The sequence below is a fragment of the Phyllobacterium sp. 628 genome, from assembly GCF_014189505.1.
GTDB lineage: Bacteria > Pseudomonadota > Alphaproteobacteria > Rhizobiales > Rhizobiaceae > Phyllobacterium.
Genome location: NZ_CP050303.1, coordinates 174,249 through 194,940, shown reverse-complemented (window position 1 = coordinate 194,940; position 20,692 = coordinate 174,249). Strand labels below are relative to the sequence as shown.

At 56.5% G+C, this 20,692-nt stretch carries 18 protein-coding genes and 1 pseudogene; 1 reads left to right on the top strand and 18 read right to left on the bottom strand.

Features of this window, described 5'->3' with window-relative positions:
- Positions 1–12: 12 nt before the first annotated feature.
- From hemP to HB779_RS23415, 18 genes and pseudogenes are all read right to left on the bottom strand, one after another.
- Positions 13–153 carry a hemin uptake protein HemP gene (hemP, locus tag HB779_RS23500; RefSeq protein ID WP_371823980.1) on the bottom strand — a complete coding sequence of 47 codons (141 nt, stop codon included), beginning with the start codon at positions 151–153 and terminating at the stop codon, positions 13–15.
- Positions 154–669: 516 nt separating this feature from the next.
- Positions 670–1,614 (bottom strand): substrate-binding domain-containing protein, encoded by a 945-nt coding sequence (locus HB779_RS23495; RefSeq protein ID WP_188346798.1) that lies wholly within the window; start codon positions 1,612–1,614, stop codon positions 670–672.
- 74 nt (positions 1,615–1,688) lie between these two features.
- Positions 1,689–2,699, bottom strand: coding sequence for an ABC transporter permease (locus tag HB779_RS23490; protein ID WP_188346797.1), 1,011 nt, complete (start codon positions 2,697–2,699; stop codon positions 1,689–1,691).
- A complete protein-coding gene (locus tag HB779_RS23485) occupies positions 2,696–4,246 on the bottom strand; it encodes a sugar ABC transporter ATP-binding protein (RefSeq protein WP_188346796.1) in 1,551 nt (516 codons plus the stop codon). Before HB779_RS23485 ends, HB779_RS23490 begins: the two co-directional genes overlap by 4 nt.
- A gap of 184 nt (positions 4,247–4,430) precedes the next feature.
- A complete protein-coding gene (locus HB779_RS23480) occupies positions 4,431–5,603 on the bottom strand; it encodes a Gfo/Idh/MocA family protein (RefSeq protein WP_188346795.1) in 1,173 nt (390 codons plus the stop codon).
- An 18-nt stretch (positions 5,604–5,621) separates the two neighbouring features.
- Complete coding sequence (locus tag HB779_RS23475) at positions 5,622–6,677, bottom strand: sugar phosphate isomerase/epimerase (protein ID WP_188346794.1); 1,056 nt, start codon at positions 6,675–6,677, stop codon at positions 5,622–5,624.
- 56 nt (positions 6,678–6,733) lie between these two features.
- Positions 6,734–7,750, bottom strand: a complete 1,017-nt coding sequence (locus tag HB779_RS23470; RefSeq protein WP_188346900.1) for a LacI family DNA-binding transcriptional regulator — start codon at positions 7,748–7,750, stop codon at positions 6,734–6,736.
- Positions 7,751–7,937: 187 nt separating this feature from the next.
- Positions 7,938–8,684, bottom strand: a complete 747-nt coding sequence (locus HB779_RS23465; RefSeq protein ID WP_244642922.1) for a FadR/GntR family transcriptional regulator — start codon at positions 8,682–8,684, stop codon at positions 7,938–7,940.
- A gap of 1 nt (position 8,685) precedes the next feature.
- Positions 8,686–9,662 (bottom strand): annotated as a pseudogene (yjfF, locus tag HB779_RS23460) (galactofuranose ABC transporter, permease protein YjfF).
- Positions 9,659–10,675, bottom strand: a complete 1,017-nt coding sequence (locus tag HB779_RS23455; protein WP_188346792.1) for an ABC transporter permease — start codon at positions 10,673–10,675, stop codon at positions 9,659–9,661. The pseudogene yjfF and the gene HB779_RS23455 overlap by 4 nt, the downstream one beginning before the upstream one ends.
- Positions 10,672–12,189, bottom strand: a complete 1,518-nt coding sequence (ytfR, locus tag HB779_RS23450; protein ID WP_188346791.1) for a galactofuranose ABC transporter, ATP-binding protein YtfR — start codon at positions 12,187–12,189, stop codon at positions 10,672–10,674. The genes HB779_RS23455 and ytfR overlap by 4 nt, the downstream gene beginning before the upstream one ends.
- 75 nt (positions 12,190–12,264) lie before the next feature.
- A complete protein-coding gene (gene ytfQ / locus HB779_RS23445; RefSeq protein ID WP_188346899.1) occupies positions 12,265–13,221 on the bottom strand; it encodes a galactofuranose ABC transporter, galactofuranose-binding protein YtfQ in 957 nt (318 codons plus the stop codon).
- 275 nt (positions 13,222–13,496) lie between these two features.
- Positions 13,497–14,636, bottom strand: a complete 1,140-nt coding sequence (locus HB779_RS23440; protein WP_244642921.1) for a beta-propeller fold lactonase family protein — start codon at positions 14,634–14,636, stop codon at positions 13,497–13,499.
- Positions 14,637–14,703: 67 nt separating this feature from the next.
- On the bottom strand, positions 14,704–15,441 hold the full coding sequence (locus HB779_RS23435) for an ABC transporter ATP-binding protein (protein ID WP_188346789.1): 738 nt from the start codon (positions 15,439–15,441) through the stop codon (positions 14,704–14,706).
- The gene (locus HB779_RS23430; RefSeq protein ID WP_188346788.1) at positions 15,438–16,277 is read right to left on the bottom strand and encodes an ABC transporter ATP-binding protein; all 840 of its coding nucleotides are present in this window, start codon (positions 16,275–16,277) and stop codon (positions 15,438–15,440) included. The genes HB779_RS23435 and HB779_RS23430 overlap by 4 nt, the downstream gene beginning before the upstream one ends.
- Positions 16,264–17,166 (bottom strand): ABC transporter permease, encoded by a 903-nt coding sequence (locus HB779_RS23425; protein WP_188346787.1) that lies wholly within the window; start codon positions 17,164–17,166, stop codon positions 16,264–16,266. Before HB779_RS23425 ends, HB779_RS23430 begins: the two co-directional genes overlap by 14 nt.
- Positions 17,163–18,191 carry an ABC transporter permease gene (locus HB779_RS23420; RefSeq protein ID WP_188346786.1) on the bottom strand — a complete coding sequence of 343 codons (1,029 nt, stop codon included), beginning with the start codon at positions 18,189–18,191 and terminating at the stop codon, positions 17,163–17,165. The genes HB779_RS23425 and HB779_RS23420 overlap by 4 nt, the downstream gene beginning before the upstream one ends.
- 17 nt (positions 18,192–18,208) lie before the next feature.
- Positions 18,209–19,801: an ABC transporter substrate-binding protein gene (locus HB779_RS23415; protein WP_188346785.1), complete on the bottom strand. Its 1,593-nt coding sequence runs from the start codon at positions 19,799–19,801 to the stop codon at positions 18,209–18,211.
- Positions 19,802–19,932: 131 nt separating this feature from the next.
- Here HB779_RS23415 and HB779_RS23410 point away from each other — a divergent pair, with 131 nt between their 5' ends.
- A complete protein-coding gene (locus tag HB779_RS23410) occupies positions 19,933–20,643 on the top strand; it encodes a FadR/GntR family transcriptional regulator (protein WP_188346898.1) in 711 nt (236 codons plus the stop codon).
- The last annotated feature ends 49 nt before the right edge of the window (positions 20,644–20,692 follow it).

Genomic DNA, 20,692 nt, shown 5'->3' with positions numbered 1-20,692 from the left:
CCTATCAATGCGTTATTTGTTGAGAATGAGCTTGCCCTGGCGGGTGATTTTGAGCCGGTAAAGCGATCCCGCATGTTCGATCCCAACCTCGTTGGAACCGTCGAACAGGATTTCGCTGCCATACACGCGCATATCGCTCTGGGGTATCTGCATGATCTCGCGTGCGATGGGTGCCAGCCTTGGAAGGCGGACTTGAAGATCGATGATTTGGCGTCGTGACATGGTGGCCAGCCTTTTCGTGCTGTCGCTGCCGGAACAGTCCGGAAGCATGTATTTCAAACTTGACTCAGATAATCATATTTATTACTCAACATAAAGAGGAGTCAACGAGTCAAGTTAGTTGGCGACGGAAAAACATCACAAAATGTCTTCCAGCCAGCAACGCATTCTGGAATTCCGCAGTTCGGACATTTTCTAATCCGTCTCATTGAGCAGTACGGGTGGATTGGTGATTTTTGCAGCAGGAATTGGCCGTGGCATGACCGCTGCCGCAGCCTTGTTTATTCTTGCCGCAACAGGGTCGGCGTCGGGGCAAGAGTCCTCCCCGGCGCCAACCCTGACACTTGAGCTGAACGCTTTGCATCCTGTGCAGTTAGGCAGCTGATCTTTTAAATAAGTCCAAAGAAAAAGGCCCTTGCGGGCCTTTTCCATTTTCTATGGGGGTTCGTCTTAGAAAGGCGAATCCGGGAAGTAGAATTCCTTGGCATTTTCCTTGGTGACGAGTGTCGCATCCAGGATGTATTTGCCGCGCACCGGGACCTGATCGTAGAAATTGGCCACGGTAAGTTCGAGCGCTGTTGCGATCATGGATGGCGGATAAAGCACGTTGATCGGTGTCATGGCATCGCCATCGCCAACGCGCTTGATCATGTCCTTCATACCGGCACCGCCGATAACCATCTTGATATCGGTACGCTTGGCCTGGTTGATGGCTTCGAGCACGCCGACAGCCATGTCATCATCCTGACACCAGACAGCATCGATCTTCGGGAACTTGGTCAGGTAGTCCTGCATGACCTTGAACGCATCATCGCGTGACCAGTTGCCGAACTGCTTGTCGAGAACCTTGATACCGCTTCCGGCGATGGCTTCGTCAAAACCCTTCTGGCGCTCTTCGTCAATGACGATCGGCAGGCCGCGGATAACCACGACATCAGCTGTACCAAGCTTGTCCTTGAGGTACTTACCAGCCACACGGCCAAGTTCCGGATTGTTGCCGGCGACATAGAGATCCTGAATGGTCGGATCGGAAAGCGCGCGGTCAACCACGGTCACGAAGACGCCCTTGGATTTGACCTGACGGATCGGATCGGTCAACTCGTCGGAATTGTGCGGCAGGGTGACCAATGCATCGATACCCTGTGTGGTCAAATCTTCCAGCGCATTGGCCTGCGCAGCGCCGTCCGGCGAAGTCTTGATGATGATCTTGAGGCCCGGATGGTTGGCTTCAAGAATCTTGGCAGCACGTTCAGCGTGATAGACCACGCCGCCCGTCCAGCCATGGTCGGCAGCGGGGATGGAGACAGCAATGCTGACTTTCTTGTCCTCTGCATGAGCAAGGGTCATGCTCGACGCGAGCAGCGCCCCGGCAAGACCCAACATGAGTTTACGCATAATTCTCTCCCAAGTGTTGTGCGGGCCCTTGTTCCTCGGTCGGTGGGTGGCCCTTGTTCCCCCCTCCCAAACTTTTATCCCTTGCGCTGCAGCGTCCTCTGCACAAGCATCGCAATGATGATGATAACACCCTGCACCGCCCCGATCAGGTATTCGCTGACAAAGTTGGACAGGACCATGATGTTGCCGACGATCTCCAGCATGAATGCGCCGCAGATCGTGCCCCAAATGCGCCCGACGCCGCCCTTCAGCGCGGTTCCACCGATCACAACGGCAGTAATGGCCTGCAGCTCCCACAGCATGCCGGTCGTCGTGGTTGCCGCGCCAAGACGCGGCACGTAAACGATAACCGCGATGGCCACGCAGATGCCCTGAATGACGTAAGTCATGGCGCGCACGCGATTGACGTGGATACCGGAATAGCGTGCCACGTCCTCATTGGAACCAACCGCAATGACGTGGCGGCCAAATGACGTCTTGTAGAGAATGAAAGCGCCAAGCAACCCGACGGCAAGGATGATCCAGACCGGGATCGGCAGGCCAATGAAGGTCCCGGTATAAACCGGCCGGAACAGATTGCGCATTTCGCTGGATTTCATCGCGATCGAGCCGCCATTGGCCAGCCAGACAGTCACCGAGCGGTAAATCGCCATGGTTCCCAGTGTGACGATAAACGGCTCGATCCGCCCTATGGTCGTCACAGCGCCATTGACTAGCCCGGCACCTGCCCCGACGCCGATGGCGATGACAATACCGGCCGCCAGCATGGCATAATCTCCGTCAATGGCGGTAGAATTCAAAAACAGGATCATGATGCCTGCGACGAGCGCGGACATCGAGCCGACGGAAAGATCGAGCCCGCCAGCGGAGATAACGAATGTCGCGCCAACGGCGATAATGGCAATGAAGGACGAACGCGTCAGAACGTTCAGCAGATTGTCGATGCCGATGAAACTCGGATTGACCAGAGCGCCAAGAACAAACAGCGCGGCAAGCGCCAGGAACGGCGCAACCGCCGTCTTGTCGATATCCGCCAGTTTGCGGGCAAAGCCGCGCGTGTCGGTGTTAGGTTGCGTATCGCTCATGCGGTCCCCGTCGAGTAGAGTTCTGCTTCGTTTGTTTTGACGCCGGTGGCGTAGACGACGATTTCATCTTCGGTCATCGCGTCGCCTGTAACTTCGCCGACAATGCGCGCGGAGCGCATGACGAGTATGCGATGGCAGACGCCAATCAGCTCCTGCATTTCCGATGAGATGACGATCACCGATTTGCCTGCCTTGGCGAGATCAGCGATGAATTTGTAGATCTGTTCCTTGGTGCCGATGTCGATGCCGCGTGTCGGCTCGTCGATGATGACAATGCTCGGGTCCAGCAGCATCATCTTGGCCAGCAGCAGCTTTTGCTGGTTGCCACCGGAAAGCTGCCCCGCCAGCAGATCGCGGCGGCGGGCGCGGATATCAAATTCGGCAATGGCCTTGTCGAGACCCTGTTCCTCGCGCTTGCGCTCGATGAGCGGTCCCTTGGTGAATTTCTTCAGCGAGGCGAGCGTGAGATTCATCCGCAGGTTCTGTGCCAGCAGCAGGCCTTTGCCCTTGCGGTCTTCGCTAAGATAGACAATCCCGGCCGCCATACTGTCGCGTACGCTGTGAAACTTCACCGGCTTACCGTTCAGCTCAACATGGCCATGCGCGGCGCGCAGTCCGACAATGCCCTCCAGCAGTTCTGTGCGTCCGGCACCAATCAGTCCGGCAAAGCCGAGGATTTCTCCCTTGCGCAGGGTGAAGGACGCATCGCGGGCATAACCCGGAACATCAAAGTTGCTGACCTCAAGCATGGTCTCGCGTGTGGCAGTCTCTTCCCGTTCGGGGTAAAGCTTGGACATGTCGCGCCCGACCATCAGCTTCGCCATGTCGACAGGCTGCAATTCAGAGGCGTTACGAGTTGCAATCAGCTTACCATCGCGCAGCACTGTGATCCGGTCGGCAATGGCGCCGACCTCAGGCAGGCGGTGCGAGATATAAAGCACAGCCACATTCTGATCGCGCAAGTTGCGGATGACCTTGAGCAGCGCTTCCGTTTCATAAGGGGTAAGCGATGCCGTGGGTTCGTCGAAGATGACGACGCGGTGCGGCACCTGCAACGCGCGGGCGATCTGCACCAGTTGCCGCCGGGCGATTGAAAGCCGTGACACGGTCGTCGTCGGATCGATTTCGGCGCCAAGCTTGCGTACGGCTTCCGCTGCCAGCCGGTTCATCTCGCGATCATTGACCATGAGGCCGCGTTTGAGCTCGCGGCCCATGAAAATATTCTGCGCAACCGTCAGATGCGGCGCCAGCAGAATTTCCTGATGCACCAGCACAAGGCCGCGATGTTCCGCATCAACCGGCCCGGCCAGGGTGATGTCTTCGCCGTCCATGGCAACCGAACCGCGTGTCGGCTGCAGATGGCCACTGAGCAGCTTCATCAGCGTGGACTTGCCCGCACCGTTTTCGCCGATGATCGCATGCACCTCACCGGGCTGGATGGTGAGACTGATATCGGTCAGCACCTCCACCGGGCCGAAAGCCTTGGCGATATTGCGGGCTTCAAGCACCGGGAGCGAGGTTGGTTGTGTGGCCGCATGGGAGCTCATATTTGCAGACACCCCCCTCTGTCCTGTCGGACATCTCCCCCGCAAGGGGGGAGATCACATCGGCATTGATGATTTTGCGCAACTTTCAACGGTGCAAATTGCGAGTAATGGTCATGAAGGCTGATCTCCCCCCTTGCGGGGGAGATGGGCGACAGCCCAGAGGGGGGTAAAATCAACATCTTCATCACACCTTCGTCCAGACGCCGCCAGCCTTGGACGACTTCACAGCGGCTTCGATGAATTCCATGCCGATCAGACCATCCTCGACCGTTGGATAAATCACGTCCTTCGGCGTCTTCTTGCCCGTACGTGCCGCGATGATCGCCTGTGCAGCTTCCGTATAGATATTGGCAAACCCTTCGAGATAGCCTTCCGGGTGGCCGCCGGGCACACGCGTTACGCGTGCCGCCTCGGGTGATGCACCGGCTCCGCCGCGTGTCAGCAACTGCTTTGGCTTGCCGAAGGGCGTGTACCAGAGATAGTTCGGATCGGCCTGCGTCCATTCCAGTCCGCCCTTGGTGCCGTAGACACGCAGCTTCAGACCGTTCTCGTGGCCGGGCGCCACCTGACTGGCCCACAGCATGCCTTTGGCTCCGCCCTCGAAGCGCATCAGAATCTGCACATCGTCATCCAACTTGCGGCCCTCGACAAAACTGGTGAGTTCGGCGCAGAGCTGCTTCAAGGTCAGCCCGGAAACGAAACAGGCGAGATTATAGGCATGGGTGCCGATATCGCCGATGGCCCCGCCCGCACCGGAGCGCGCCGGGTCAGTGCGCCATTCCGCCTGTTTCGAGCCGCTGTCTTCGGCCTTTTCAGTGAGCCAGTCCTGCGGATACTCAGCCTGCACCAGCCGGATCGTGCCGAGCACGCCCTTTTCGACCATGGCGCGCGCCTGCCGGATCATCGGATAGCCGGTATAATTGTGCGTGACCGCAAAGACCTTGCCGGTCTTTTTCACCAGCGCCACCAATTCCTTGGCATCCTTGACCGTCGTCGTCAGCGGCTTGTCGCAGATCACATGGATACCCGCTTTCAGAAAAGCCTTGGCGGCGGGGGCATGCATATGGTTCGGCGTAACGATCGCCACCGCTTCAATGCCATCCGGGCGTTTGGCTTCCGCCTTCGCCATTTCCTCGAAAGACCCATAGGCGCGGTCTTCCGCGATGCCAAGGTCCTTCGCCGACGCTTTGGCACGTTCCGGGTTGGAAGAGAGCGCACCGGCGACGAGTTCGTACTGATCATCGATACGCATGGCGATACGGTGCACGGCACCGATGAAAGCGCCCTGTCCGCCTCCGACCATGCCGATACGGATACGCCGGGTTGCTGCTTTCTGCTTACTTGCTTCAATAGCCATTGCTGCTTCCTTCCGTTCTTATACCAGACCAAGGATACGGCGGTTGGCCGCGTCGTCGGTTCCTGCGCCAGCAAAGTCATCAAATGCCCTTTCGGTCACGCGGATCAGATGCGCGCTGATGAATTCCGCGCCTTCACGCGCGCCGTCTTCCGGATGTTTCAGCGCGCATTCCCATTCCAGCACTGCCCAGCCGTCGAAATCATAGGCGGTGAGCTTGGAGAAGATCGCACCGAAATCCACCTGCCCGTCGCCCAGCGAGCGGAAACGTCCGGCACGGTTCACCCACGACTGGAACCCGCCATAGACGCCTTGACGGCCGGTCGGATTGAACTCGGCGTCCTTGACGTGAAACGCCTTGATGCGCTCGTGATAGATGTCAATGTAGTCGAGATAATCCAGCTGCTGCAGCACGAAATGCGATGGATCGTAGAGCAGGTTTGCGCGGGGATGGTTGTTCACGCGCTCCAGAAACATCTCGTAGGTGATGCCGTCATGCAGATCTTCGCCCGGATGGATTTCATAGGCCGCGTCAACGTCATGCTCGTCGAGATAGTTGAGTATCGGCGTCCAGCGCTTGGCCAGCTCATCGAAGGCAGCTTCCACCAGACCGGCAGGGCGCTGCGGAAATGGATAGAGGAACGGCCAGGCTAGAGCGCCGGAAAATGTCGGCATAACCTTGAGGCCGAGATGCTGCGAAGCCCGCGCCGCACGTTTGACCTGATCGACGGCCCATTCCTGCCGCGCCTTCGGATTGCCATGCACTTCGGGCACGGCAAACCCATCCATCAATTCGTCATAAACCGGATGCACGGCAACAAGCTGACCCTGCAGATGGGTCGAGAGCTCGGTAATGGTCAGGCCGTGTGCAGCGGCAGTACCGGCAAGTTCATCACAATAGGTTTTGGAGTCGGAGGCTTTCTTCAAATCGATCAGGCGCGCATCCCATGTGGGAATCTGGATGCCTTGATAGCCTAGCGATGCGGCCCATTCGCAGATCGCGTTGAATGAATTGAACGGCGCAGTATCGCCCGCAAACTGTGCGAGAAAAATGGCCGGTCCCTTAATCGTTTTCATATCTCATCTCCTCAAATTCATTGGACACTCCGGGTGAGTGCCGCTCAGGTTCGTCGTCAGGGCATATTATCCCTGAGAAAAATATCGATGCGAATGTGTTCCTGCCCCGGCACGATGGGGCGGCCTTCGCGCAAGGCGGTGAGAATGCGCGCGGTGCTGCGGGCCATATGGCCGACATCCTGATTAAGCAGCGCATCAACGGTGCCGCGCACCAGATGGCGCCGTGTCGAGGCGGTCAATTCATGTGCCACGAAAATCACATCGGAAACACGGTTGGCCGCTTCCAGCGCGGCGATCACGCCCGCCTGCCCGCCACCGGCATTATAGATGGCGACGAGATCGGAATGATCGCGGAGCAGCGAGCGGGCAACGGCTTCCACCCGCGCATTCTCATCGCGTGCCTCGCGCACCGGCAAAACTTCCAGATCGGGGTATTCGCGGGCAATAATCTGCTCAAAGCCAAATTGCCGTTCAATATGGTCACGCAAGGCGAGTGAACCGGCAATCATGCCAACCTTGCCTTTGCGCGGCCCGACAAAACGGCCGATCAGCGAAGCGGCGGTGCGGCCGGCTGCGTAATTATCGATGCCGACGAAATGTGCCCGGCGTGAGTTCGGCACGTCGGAGACAAGGGTCAGCACCACGACGCCGGCATCGGCAAGCGCGTTGATGGCCTCTGTTACCGCCGGATGATCGAGCGCGACAACCGCTACCCCGTCAATATCCGAGGGCAGACCCTCCAAGGCAGTGGCCAGAGCCTCACCGTCGAAAGTATCGACATATTGAATGGAGAGCCGCACCCGTTCCGGCAATTGCCGTTCACGCGTGGCACGGAATTCGGCATCCAGTGCCTGCATGAATTCATTCTCGCCGGTCGGCAGGATGATACGGAAATCGTAATCGCGGATACGGGCGAGGCGCGATGCATGCGGGTCGGGATGAAATCCGAGCATTTTAATAGCCGCGTTGACGCGTTCGATGGTGCGCGCATGCACACCATTCCGCCCGTTCACAACACGATCAACCGTTGCAAGACTAACACCGGCTTCTCGGGCGACGTCTTCCAGCGTCATCTTTACCACGAGAAATCTCCTCCGCTTGATATACTAGTTCGGCGAAATGAGGTGTGCAACTCTTTTTGACGGGTTTTGATGGGAATTTTGACGGGCGTACGTCAACGTTCAGCAACCAGCACATGATGTCCTTGGTTGTAGGCAGGAGATCAAAATGGAAAGTGATCCGGCGACCTGCGACGGGATCCTATTCTCCGCTCGTTGCAGCAAGGACGCGCTCGGCACCATCATCAATAACCCCGCGCATGGCCTTTTTCGCAGCGCTCACATTGCGATCCCGGATCGCATCGGCAATCGCCCGATGCCGCGCGACCGAATAACTGTGCCGCTCGGGATTGGGTATCGGCGAGCTGATGGTAAAGGTGGTCACCAAAGCCACTTCGATGAGCGCACTGATCGACCGCATGAATGGATTGCGGGACGCTTCGGCAATCGCCATATGAAATTGCAGATCGCTGTCAACGAAGCTCTGGGCGGACTGGCCGGCCTCGCCCATTTTCCCGACCCATTCATAGAGTTTTTCGAGTTGAGCGTCGGTTCTGCGGCGGGCGGCCAGACCCGCTGCTTCAGGCTCGAGCGCCAACCGCATTTCGAGAAGGCTCGACAGGAATTCCGGAGTGGGACCGGCCTCGAAGTGCCAGACAAGAATGTCCGGATCGAACAGGTTCCAATGGGAGCGCTCCAGCACCCGCGTGCCAATCTTGGCACGGGGCTGAATCAATCCCTTGGCCGCCAATGTCTTTAGTGCTTCACGCAGAACCGTTCGCGACACGCCGAATCGGTCAAACAGCTCGGTGTCTCCCGGCAGAATGCTGTTCTCGGCGTAGTCGCCGCTGACGATGCGCAACCCGAGAGCCCGCATGACATGGCCGTGATGCGTGTGTGAATACCCGGCCGTTCGAAAATCGTAGTTTGAAAGATCGTTGCGTGGCAATTCATCCCCCATCGGTCGCCATTGTTCTTTTCAATGACAGGGACACCAATATGCGTTGCAGGGCAATGAATGAGAAAAGCAGGACACCGACAACTATTTTTGTCCACCAGCTCGACAGCGTTCCGTCAAAGACAATGTATGTCTGGATGATACCTTGGATAATCACGCCGATGAATGTGCCCGCGACATAGCCAACGCCTCCGGTCAGCAATGTGCCGCCGATCACGACAGCAGCGATGGTATCAAGTTCAACACCAACGGCTGCGAGCGAATAGCCCGCCGAGGTGTAGAGCGAGAAAACAATACCGGCAAGACCGGACAGGAAGCCCGACATTGCGTAAATGCCAATTGTTGTTCTGGCAACGGGTACACCCATCAATTCAGCCGATGTGCGGTTTCCCCCACGGCATAGATGTAGGAGCCGAATTTGCTGAAATGCGCCACGATGATCCCGACCACAAATACCAGCACCATCAGACAGCCGATAAAGGTCAGCCTGCCGCCGCCCGGCAACCGGTAAAACAGATTCTGCAATGTCGTATAGAATGCATGATCAATCGGAATTGAATCCGTTGTCATTACAAAACACATGCCGCGCGCCAGAAACATACCGGCCAAGGTGACGATAAATGCAGGCACTTCGAGGTAATGGATGATTGCGCCCATGCTTGCCCCGAAAGTGGTGGTGATCAGGAGCGCAATTGCAAAGGCAGCCAAGGGATGGACACCATAACGTGTGATGAGGACTGCAAGCAGCACACCCGTAAAGGCAATGACTGAACCCACGGACAGATCAATGCCGCCTGAGAGAATGACAAAGGTCATACCGACCGCGGCAATTCCCAGAAACGCATTATCCGTCAGCAAATTACCTGCCACGCGTGTTGAGAACATCGTAGGGAATTGGAGTACACAGGCGGCATACGCGATAATGCAGATGAGCAATGTGGCATAAAGGGGCAGAAGGCGCGTGTTCATTGTCCGTTTGTCCCCTTCGAGCGGAATTCTGCCTTGAGAAATGCCCATCCACCCAGAGACGTAAACGACTGGGCAAGCAGGATCACGATGATGACCAGAGCTTTCAGGATGAGATTGTATTCGGGTGGAAAACCCGACAGCAATATTCCGGTGTTCATGGCCTGGATTATGATTGCCCCCAATGCTGACATCAGAATGGAAAAACGCCCGCCGAAGAGCGATGTACCACCGATAACGACCGCCAGAATTGCGTCCAGTTCCAGCCAAAGACCTGCATTGTTGGCATCGGCCCCGCGAATATCGGCCGCGATGATGATCCCGGCCAATGCGGCACAGAAACCGCAGAACCCGTAAATGACGAGCAACAGCATTTTGCTGTTCAGTCCGGCATAGCTGCTTGCACTTCGATTGACACCGATGGACTCGATTAGCAGTCCCAGTGCAGTCCGGCGGACAACGGCAATGGCCGCGACCAGCAGCAATGCTGCGATCAATATGGGCATGGGAATGCCGGCAAATGATCCGGTCCCGAAATAAATCAAACCGGGTTCATTGAAGGTAACAATGGACCCTTCCGTGATCAATTGGGCGACGCCGCGTCCGGCAACCATAAGGATCAACGTTGCAACGATTGGCTGCAAATCGAAATAGGCAACGAGAAGGCCGTTCCACAACCCGCACACCAAACCAGCGCCAAGGGCTGTAAGGATGACGATCGGCAAGGGATAGCCGGAAACGGTCATTGTGGCAGCCAGCGCGCCTGAGACCGCCATAACCGCGCCAACGGAAAGATCGACACCCCGGCTGGCGATGACGGCGGTCATGCCGATGGCAAGGATGATGACCGGGGCACCGCGGTTGAGCACGTCTATCAGGCTGCCGAACAGCCGCCCGTCCTGAAGGCGTATTTCAAAGAAGCCGGGAAATGCCAGATAGTTGAGAAACAATATAATCAGCAGCGAAAGCAGCTGCGGCAGTGCTTTCGTCAAACTAGCGGTATTGAGGCGCTTCATGCCGGGGCCCCTTGGGGTTCAGCGGCTATCATCCGCATGATATTGGACGTTGTGATATCGTCGCCGGAAAGCTCACCGCGATGGGCCCGGTCGCGTAAAACAACAACGCGTGTGCTGTAAGCGACAATCTCATCAATCTCCGATGAAATGACGAGAAGCGCCATGCCATCGTCGCAAAGCTGGTTGATCAAGGTGATGATTTCCGCATGCGCGCCCACATCAATGCCGCGCGTTGGTTCATCAAGAATGAGAAAACGCGGATTGGTCGCCAGCCAGCGGGCAAGAATGACCTTCTGCTGATTGCCGCCAGACAGAAATTTAATCGGCTTTTCAATATCCGTGGTTCGGATGTCGAGGGCTTTGACGAATTTGTCGGCCAAAGCAACCTGTTCGCGGCTTGACAGCCGCTTGAGCCAGCCTCGCTGCGCTTGCAACGCCAGGGCAATATTCTCACGCACCGAAAGGTCGCCGATAATTCCATCGGACTTTCGATCTTCCGGACACAGTCCGAAGCCGTTGGCAACGGCTTCCTGTGGCGTTCGAATAACCACCGGATTGCCGTTTATGCGGATTTGCCCGGTGTCGGCGGGATCGATCCCGAACAGGACTTTGGCGGTCTCCGTGCGTCCTGAACCCAAAAGACCGGCCATGCCGATGACTTCGCCTTCGCCGATCTCAAGATCGAATGGCGCAATGCTGCGGCTGCGTCCAAGCTTGTCGAATGAGAATTGTTTGATTTGGGCGGGCGGCCGGTCGCGGCGTGTATTGTGTGTGGCGACTGCCAATGTCCGCCCGAGCATCAGTGAAACGAGCTCAAGTTTTGGAAGTTCGGTTGTCAGTGCACTGCCTGCCAGTTTTCCATTGCGCAGAACGGTTACCCGGTCGCAGATTTCATAGACCTGATCAAGGAAATGCGTGATGAAAACGATCCCGAGACCACGGGCACGCAACCGGCGCAATATGGCAAACAGAATTTCGGTCTCGTGTCGGTCAAGACTGGCAGTCGGTTCATCAAGCACAAGAATACGGCCGGACATATCGACGGCGCGTGCAATCGCTACAAGCTGCTGGACAGCAACAGAATAGCGCGACAAATCCGATGAAACATCGAGGTGCAGGTCATACTGAGCCAGCAATTCCCGCGCCTGTTTTTCCATCCGTTTCCGGTCGATGAAACCAAAGCGCATTGGCTGGCGCCCGATGTAAAGATTATCCGCAACCGACATATCAGGCAGCAGATTCACTTCCTGATAGACAGTGCCAATTCCCAGATGCTGTGCATGCTGCGTATCGCGCACGTGGACAGCCTGTCCATCGATTTTTATAGTGCCGGCGTCCGGCTGGTGCACACCTGTCAGCACCTTGATGAGTGTGGATTTTCCTGCACCGTTTTCACCGAGAAGCGCATGAACCTCGCCCGGTCTGATGGTGAAATCAACGCCATCCAGTGCCTTGAAACCAATGAATGATTTGCAGATGCCTTCTACGGTCAAAAGACCGGGTTCGTCCGACATTGCGCCGTCTCCCGCGAGCGAATTACCGTTGGTAGCCAGCCGCCCGGAACAGGACGGCTGGCACTTCGCGTTTGATCAGTATCCGAGACCTTTTTTCTCCTCGTAGACCTTCTTGGGATCATCAGCCTGGGTATAAAGCTTTGATTCCGTCTGGATCCACTTGGGCGGGGCCTTTCCGCTGTCTTTGAATGCCTTCAATGCATCAAATGCAGGGCCAGCCATATTCGGCGTCAGTTCAACCGTCGCATTCGATTCACCCTCAGACATTGCCTTGAAGATATCCGGCACGGCATCGACCGAGACGACAAGGATGTCTTTACCAGGCTTCAAACCAGCTTCCTTGATTGCTTGAATGGCGCCAACGGCCATGTCATCATTATGCGCATAGAGGGCGCAGATGCCCTTGCCGCCATTTTCTGCCTTGAGAAAGCCTTCCATGACTTCCTTACCCTTGGACCGGGTGAAGTCGCCAGTCTGGCTGCGGGTAATCTTGATGTTGGAGGCCGATGCGATGCCTTCTTCAAAGCCCTTCTTGCGGTTGATAGCGGGGCTTGAGCCGACGGTACCCTGCAATTCGACGACCTTGCAGTCCTTGCCTGCTACGGTTTTCGCAAGCCATTCGCCAGCAACCTTGCCTTCGTGCACGGTGTCGGACGTCACGGCCGTCAGGTAGAGGTCGGCGTTTGATGTATCGATGGTGCGGTCGAGCAGAATAACCGGTATTTTGGCTTCTTTGGCTTCCGCAAGAACGGTATCCCAGCCTGTGGCGACGACCGGTGCAATGAAGATCGCATCCACGCCCTGAGCGATGAAGCCGCGGATCGCCTTGATCTGGTTTTCCTGCTTCTGTTGCGCGTCAGCTATTTTGAGATCAACACCACGCTTCTTGGCTTCAATCTTCGATACGGATGTCTCTGCTGCCCGCCAGCCGGACTCCGAGCCGATCTGCGAAAACCCAACTGTCAAACCCGCAGCATTTGCAGTTCCGGCGCACGCTAGGGCGACGGCACTGGTAAGCAGAATTCTCTTCATGGAAATCATGACTTCTCCTCCCAAAATTGGCCAAAAGTATAAGATCCTCCCAGACCTCGGGATACTACTATAATATAGTAATACAAATAACAAGCGTAAACGGAAACGCCCCGCGAAAACACTGGGGTGATCCGCAGGCTGTTGAATAATATGGAGTTTCGGTGGAACGAGGGCTGCATAAGCGCCCAGCATTGCCGAGTGCAGACGGCTTTTTCGTCCCCTCGCCGATATGTAGTAAACGCGTGTTCCTCACATCGACTGCGAGAGGCGTTCACTCACGGAAAGGAAATAATCTCGATCCAGTTTGCCCCGGCGTCAACCGGGTAACGGCCAACCGTTGTTAATGTGCCGTCAGTCTGTTTGATGGCGTAGACCGCCACCTTGTCCGACGTCTCACCGCTGGCAATCAGGAACCGGCCGGAGGCATCGATCCGGATGCCACGCGGCTGTTTTTCGGTGGGAAAATTCGTGATGTAGGTGAGTTTGCCCGTGCCGGATGCCACTGAAAACAGCGCGATCGTGCTGGTCTTGCGCTCTGTTGTGTAGAGAAATTTGCCGTCCGGAGTGATGCCAATGTCGGCAGCCCATATTCTGGGTTCAGTATCAGTGGGCGCTTTTTGAACTGCCGATGCCAACGGAGCGTTGAACGGAAGCGGCGACGGGGGTGCAATCCCCGGAACGAGCCCGGCACTGGCAGGCACTGATGCAATGCTTTCCATCTCACTGAGCGTGCCCTTGGCATTGTCGAGAGTGTAATGGATCACGTGGCCAGTCAGTTCCGTGATGACGTAAACCGACTTATTGTCTGGAGAAATCGCAATGTGGCGGGGACCGAAACCGGATGTGGTCTTGACGCTCGGGGGATCGTTCGGCTCCAGCATTCCTGTCTGTGGATTGAGGACAAACTGCAGGATCACATCCGAGCCAAGATTGGTGGCAAACACATATTTGCCGGAACGGTCGTTCACAATCGAATGCGCATTGCGGCCGGTGGCGATCACCTGCCGGGCGCCGTCCACGACCAGACCCTCTGCATTGATCGGCAGCACAGCCAGTTTGTTTCCGCCATAAGAGGATGTGAACAGCAAGCGCCCTGTTATATCCGTCGAGACATAGGGCATGCTGTCGGGCAATGCAGCCACGGCATCCTGTTTCAACCCGCCTGTTGCCGGATCAATCGCCAGTGACAATACACGATAGGGCTGCGAGCGAATAATTGCATAAAGGTGCTTCTTGTCGGGACTGACCGTCATTGGCATGACCATCTTGCCCGCATCAAACTTGGACGTGGGTGTCAGTTCCCCGGTCTTGTCATCCATCGCATAGGCATCGATCATCCCATCTGTCGCTGCCGAGACGTAAACAAACGTTTTCGCCCCAGCGGGTCCCGGAACGAATGCGGTGAGAATTGCCATCGCAGTTGTGATCCCCAAAGTCATTTTGATCAACGGACTCTCCCATACCAATGTGCGGCTACAAGACCTAAAGAAAGCTTGTTTCAAAAAGCTGGCGCGAATAATCCGCATGTGTGGTGCCAGCACGCAGATCATTCTTGCTCAGTTCATCAACGAACCCGCCATTCTGCATGACCAGCACCCGGTCGCACATATGGGCGATGACCGCGAGATCGTGACTGACAAGGACGAAAGTCAGCCCCCTTTCGTCGCGCAGATCGCACAGAAGATTGAGAATTTCGGCCTGAATCGACACGTCCAGCGCCGATGTGGGCTCGTCGAGCAGCAGAATTTGCGGCGACAGGGTCAGAGCCCGGGCAATGGCGACGCGCTGCCTTTGTCCGCCAGATAGTTCATGCGGAAAACGGCTGGCGAAAATCTCAGGCAAACCAACCTGTTTAAGCGCGGTGGGAACATTGGACCAGCCATCGCCAAGGCCCATCGCGTGGATCGGCTCGGCCAGTGCCGTGCCAATGCGATGACGCGGATGCAATGACCCGTAGGGATCCTGAAACACCATCTGCGACAGTTTCAATTCATCCCGCGAGCGCGATTTGCCGATCGGGTGTCCGTCCATTTCGATCGAGCCGGTCCAGCCTTGTTCAATGCCGGCCAATGAGCGCAGCACTGTGGATTTGCCGCAGCCGGATTCTCCGACAATGCCCAGCGTCTCGCCTTTCGCAACGGAGAAGCTGACATCGCGAACCACATAATTCCGGTTTTCCTTGTGGCCGTAGACCACATCGAGATGTTCGACCTTGATCATTGCGCTGTTTCCAGAGTGGCGCGGTCGAGCACTTTCAACCGGTCTACCGGATTGCGCGGATCAGGCAGGGCGGCGATCAGCCCGCGTGTATAGGGATGTTGGGCATCGTCCAGCCTGGTCAGGCTCTCAACCACCCGTCCGGCATACATCACCAGAATACGTTCGCAAAAGGCGGCAACCATCCGGATGTCGTGACTGATCAGGATAAGGCCGGAATTGTTCTCGCGGATCAGTTCATCGAGCAGAACCAGCACATCCCTGCGCACGCTGACATCAAGTGCCGAAGTCGGCTCGTCGGCAATGACCAGTTTGGGTTTGGCAAGAAGCATCATGGCGATCATGACACGCTGCCCCATACCGCCGGAAATCTGATGCGGATAGAGTTTCATGACCCGGACAGGATCGGTGATCCGCACGCGTTCCAGCATGGCGCGTGCAGTCTCCAGTGCAGCGGTTCTGGAAAGTCCCAGATGAAGCCGGGCTGCTTCCGCCACTTGTCTGCCGATGTTCAGCACCGGATTGAGGGAATAACGCGGGTCCTGCATAATGAGCGCTATGTCCTTGCCGCGCAGCCCTCCCATCTGCCGTTCGGACTTATCCAGCAAAGGGCTTCCGCAGAAATCCATCTGGCTGGCTTCAATATGGGCACTGGGAGGTAATAGCCGCATGATCGCGCGCCCCGTCGTTGACTTGCCGGAGCCGGACTCGCCAACAATGCCAATCCGTTCCTGACGCAGATCAAAGCTGACATTTGAAACGGCGGCGATGGAGTTTTTGCCAAAGCGCACATTCAGGTCGCGTACGGACAGGATGGGGGGAGGATTATGATCGGGCATGGCGGGGATCCAAAAGGTCGCGCAGCGTGTCGCCGACAATGTTGAAAGCGAGACTGGTAAGAAGGATCGCAATGCCGGGCATGACGGCGACCCACCAATAATCGAGCATGAACTTGCGGCCGCTGGAAATCATCGCACCCCATTCCGGCGCGGGCGGCTGCGCACCGAGGCCAAGAAATCCAAGCGATGCCGCCGTCAGGATGATGCCAGCCATATTGAGTGTCAGCCGGACAATGACGGAAGGAATGCACATGGGCGCAATATAGAACAGCAGGATGCGCAACGGCGAAGCGCCATAGAGACGGGCTGCTGCCACATAGTCCGCATTGCGTACCACGAGCGCTTCCGCCCGCGCCAATCGGGCTATTGGCGGCCATGCCGTCAGGGAGATCGCGATGATCGCCGTATTGAGCCCTGCTCCCAAGGCTGCGGCGAGCGACAGGGCCAGAATAAGTGCCGGAAAAGACAAAACGATATCGGTTGCACGCATGAGGATAGCGTCAGTCCGCCCGCCAGTGAAACCCGCGATGATCCCAATCAGCAGCCCAATCGGGCCAACAATCACCGAGATCGAAAGCACGGTCTGGATGGTGATGCGCGTACCGTAGATCAAGCGGCTCAGGATATCGCGGCCAAACTCATCCGTACCTGCAAGATGAACAAGGCTCGGCGGCTTGAGCGCATTCTCAAGGCTCTGGATGCTGGGATCATACGGCGCAAGCCACGGGGCAAGAATTGCGACGATGACCAAAACAGCCAGCACAATGAAGCCCGCCATGCCGAGTGGTTCGTCAGCCAACTTTTTGACAAAGCGATGAAGGGACGAGACAACGCGAGTACCAATACCGGGTGGACGTATCGTGATTGCGTGGTCGTGTGCCTGGCTCATCGGACAGCCTCCCGGGTACGTGGGTCAAGAACCGCATAGGCGATATCGGCCAGAAAATTGAGGACCATGAAAACCAGACCTATGATGATTGTCGCTGCGAGTATGGCGTTCATGTCACCGATCATCAGCGCGTTGGTCATGTATTGGCCAATGCCCGGCCAGGAGAACACAATTTCCGTCACCACAGCACCTTCAAGGAGATTGCCGTAGGAAATGGCAAGGACCGTGATGAGCTGCACGGCAATATTCGGCAGGACATGGCCGATAACCGTGCGCGACGGACTGACACCCTTGGCGCGTGCGGCAATGACATAATCCTGACTCAGCTGTTCCAGCGTGAAGCTGCGCGTCATGCGCGTGATGTAAGCCATCGCCGAATAGGCAAGGATACAAGCGGGCAGGATAATGTGTGAAAGCGCATTCCAGAAGACTTCGATTTCGCCTGCGAGCAGACTGTCCAGCAGAAGCAATCCGCTTTTCGGCGGGATAAGCCCTTCATAAAAAACATCGACGCGTCCCGGCCCTCCAACCCAGTTGAGAGTGGCGTAGAAAATGACCAGACCGACAATGCCGAACCAGAATACCGGGATGGAATGGCCAACCAGTGATATGACCCGCGCGAACTTATCAACAAACGTATCGCGGAAGAGCGCAGCAGCAAGTCCCAGCGGTACGCCGATGAATGTGGAAATCAGGACAGCGAGAGTTGCCAGTTCCAGGGTTGCCGGAAAGGCCTGCGCCAAATCCTGCGCCACCGAGTTTCCCGTCAGGATGGCCGTGCCGAAGTCTCCGCGCAGAACCCCGCCCAGATAGATAAAGAATTGCTGATAAAGCGGCAGGTCGAGCCCGAGACGTGTTCGCATTGCCTCGTAAGCCGCCGGATCGGCGAGTTCGCCGACGACCGCACCAACGGGGTCGACCGGGAGCACCCGGCCAATCACAAAGGTGACGCAGAGCAGGATAAACAAGCTGACGAGCAGATGCGATATGCGCCGTCCGACTTCTTTAGCGGAAAGTTCCTTCATGACTGATGTCGGCTCCGCTATTCTGAAGCTTTGGTCACACCTTCAAGGCGCGTCGTCTGGTTCGGGTGCCCGACATAGTTTTTTACCCGGCTGCTGAGAACAATCGGTTCATAGCGCTCAAACAATGGCAAAACCGCAGGCTTTAGCTTCACAAATAGTTCCTGCATCTGGACGTAGAGTTCGCCGCGCTTTTTGGCGTCTGGCTCCATGGCAGACTTCGCTGTCAGTGCCGTCAGTTCGGGAATGTCCCAGCCGGACCGCCAGACGAAATTACCGGCATTGTTGGCTTCACGCGAATTATCCGGATTGCTGGAAAACTGCTCCATTGCCCCCAGAACATTCGGCATATAGGCGCCGGTTTGCGGAATCAGCAGATCGAAATCGCGGGCACGGTGCGCGGCGATAATTTCTGAACCGTTACCCTGCCGGATCTCCACCTTGATGCCGATTTGCGCCAGAGATGCCTGAATGGCCGTTGCAAGATCAATGCGCGGCGTCTGGGCAATGGTCTTCAGGGTCAGTGTGAACCCATCTTTATAGCCGGCATCCGCCATCAGCGCCTTGGCCTTGTCGACGTTCAGCTGCCAATCTGGGCTTGGAATGGCATATTCAAAGTTCTCCGGTACCGGCACGGTTCGGACCCGGCCATACGGCCCCATGATTGCTTTTTCCATGCCCTTGTAGTCGATGCCGTAGGCGATAGCTTCGCGCACCCGTGGGTCCGAGAGTTCCTTCTTTCCGGCATTCATCGCCAGGACATAGAAACCTCCGGTTGGAACGCGCTGGATTTCAAAACCTTTCTTGCCGTTGAATGTGGCAAGATCGGAAGCGGTCAATGCGCTCGCGATGTCGATATCACCGCGATCAAGCATCAGACGCTCGACCTGACTCTCAGGCACATGGCGAATGACAACCCGGCGCATCTTGGGCGCTCCGCTCAAATAAGTTGCGTTTGCATCCAGTATGACAAGATCATTCGGCGTCCAGCGGCTGAGCTTGAAGGGACCGGAACCAGCTGAATTGGTCCGCAGCCAGGCATTGCCATAATCATTATCGACCGTATGCTTCATCAGCTCTTTGCTGTCGACAACGCTGGCAATCACCATCGCAAGCCGGTAGAGCAGCATCTCCGGCGTGACAGACCCGGACAGATCGATGCGAACGGTCTTTTCATCGCGCGCTGTCACAAGCTTTTCGACATTATCCCCTGTATAGCCAACGCGCTTCAGATTGGCGGCGGCAGCCTGGTCCAGTTTCAGCAGGCGGGCCAGTGAATAAACCACATCGGCAGACGTGACCGGATTGCCCGAGGTGAAGTGCGCGTCGCGCAAATGAAAGGTGATGCCTTTGTCATCGATCTCCCAGCTCGCAGCGAGCTGCGGCAAAATCTTGCCGGAGGCGTCGGTGGCAACCAGCCGGTCATACAGGTTGGACATGATTTCATTGGCTTTGGCTTCTGTAGCCTGATGCGGATCAAGCGACAGAACCTGCGCAAGCGACGTGGCAATGACCAATTGATTATCCGGTGTTGCAGCTTTTACGGCAGGGGATCCAAGCGATAAAACGCCAAAAGCGACGCCAACGGCCAGCAGCTTACAAAAATGCTTCATAAAATCTCCTCCCTCGTTTAATATGAAAAACATATGATGTCTTCCGTATGTCGTATTATGAATATAGAACTCCATCATTATTGGCAAGAGCCCGCCGGAAAGATCAGAGCAGACCGACTATGACGAATGGAATGGGGACAACACCGCGCGGAAGGCAGCGCTTGGCACAGCAGCTGATAGACCATCTGCGCAGTCAGATCGAAACCGGCATGCTGAAAAAGGGCGACCAGCTGCCCACTGAACCGCAACTGGAATCAAGTTTTGGCGTGAGCCGCACAGTCGTGCGTGAAGCAATCGCTGATTTGCGCGCGGCAGGTTATGTCAAGCCGGTGCAGGGCAAGGGTGTTTTTGTCAGCGAACCAAATCACCACCAAACCTTCAACCTGACGCCTGTTGAAATCAACAGCATACCGGAAACCCTGGAAATGCTGGAGTTTCGCATGGCAACTGAGGGCGAAGCTGCTGCGATTGCCGCGTACCGCCGGACGGCTGAACAGGAATCTGCCATGCGCTCCGCCAACCGCAGAATGGCTCTGCTGATTGATGAAGGCAAGCCGACAGCGGAGGCGGACTACGAGTTCCACATGGCCATCGCGGCCGCCACCAACAACCGCTTCTACATCGAGGCTTTGCGGCATTTTGGCCCTCGTGCCATCCCGCGCAGCCAGTTTCCCAACCTTCCTGACGCCAGTGATACGCACTATCTGACGAAGGTTCATTTGGAACATGTGGAAATCCTGTCCGCTATTGTTGAACAGGACCCGGACCGTGCGCGTCAGGCGATGCGTTCCCATCTCATGGCCAGCCAGAAGCGCTACCGGATATTGGCAGAAAGTCAGTAACCCTCTCGACAGCACCCGAAATTCATATTATGTCATATGAGTTGGCATA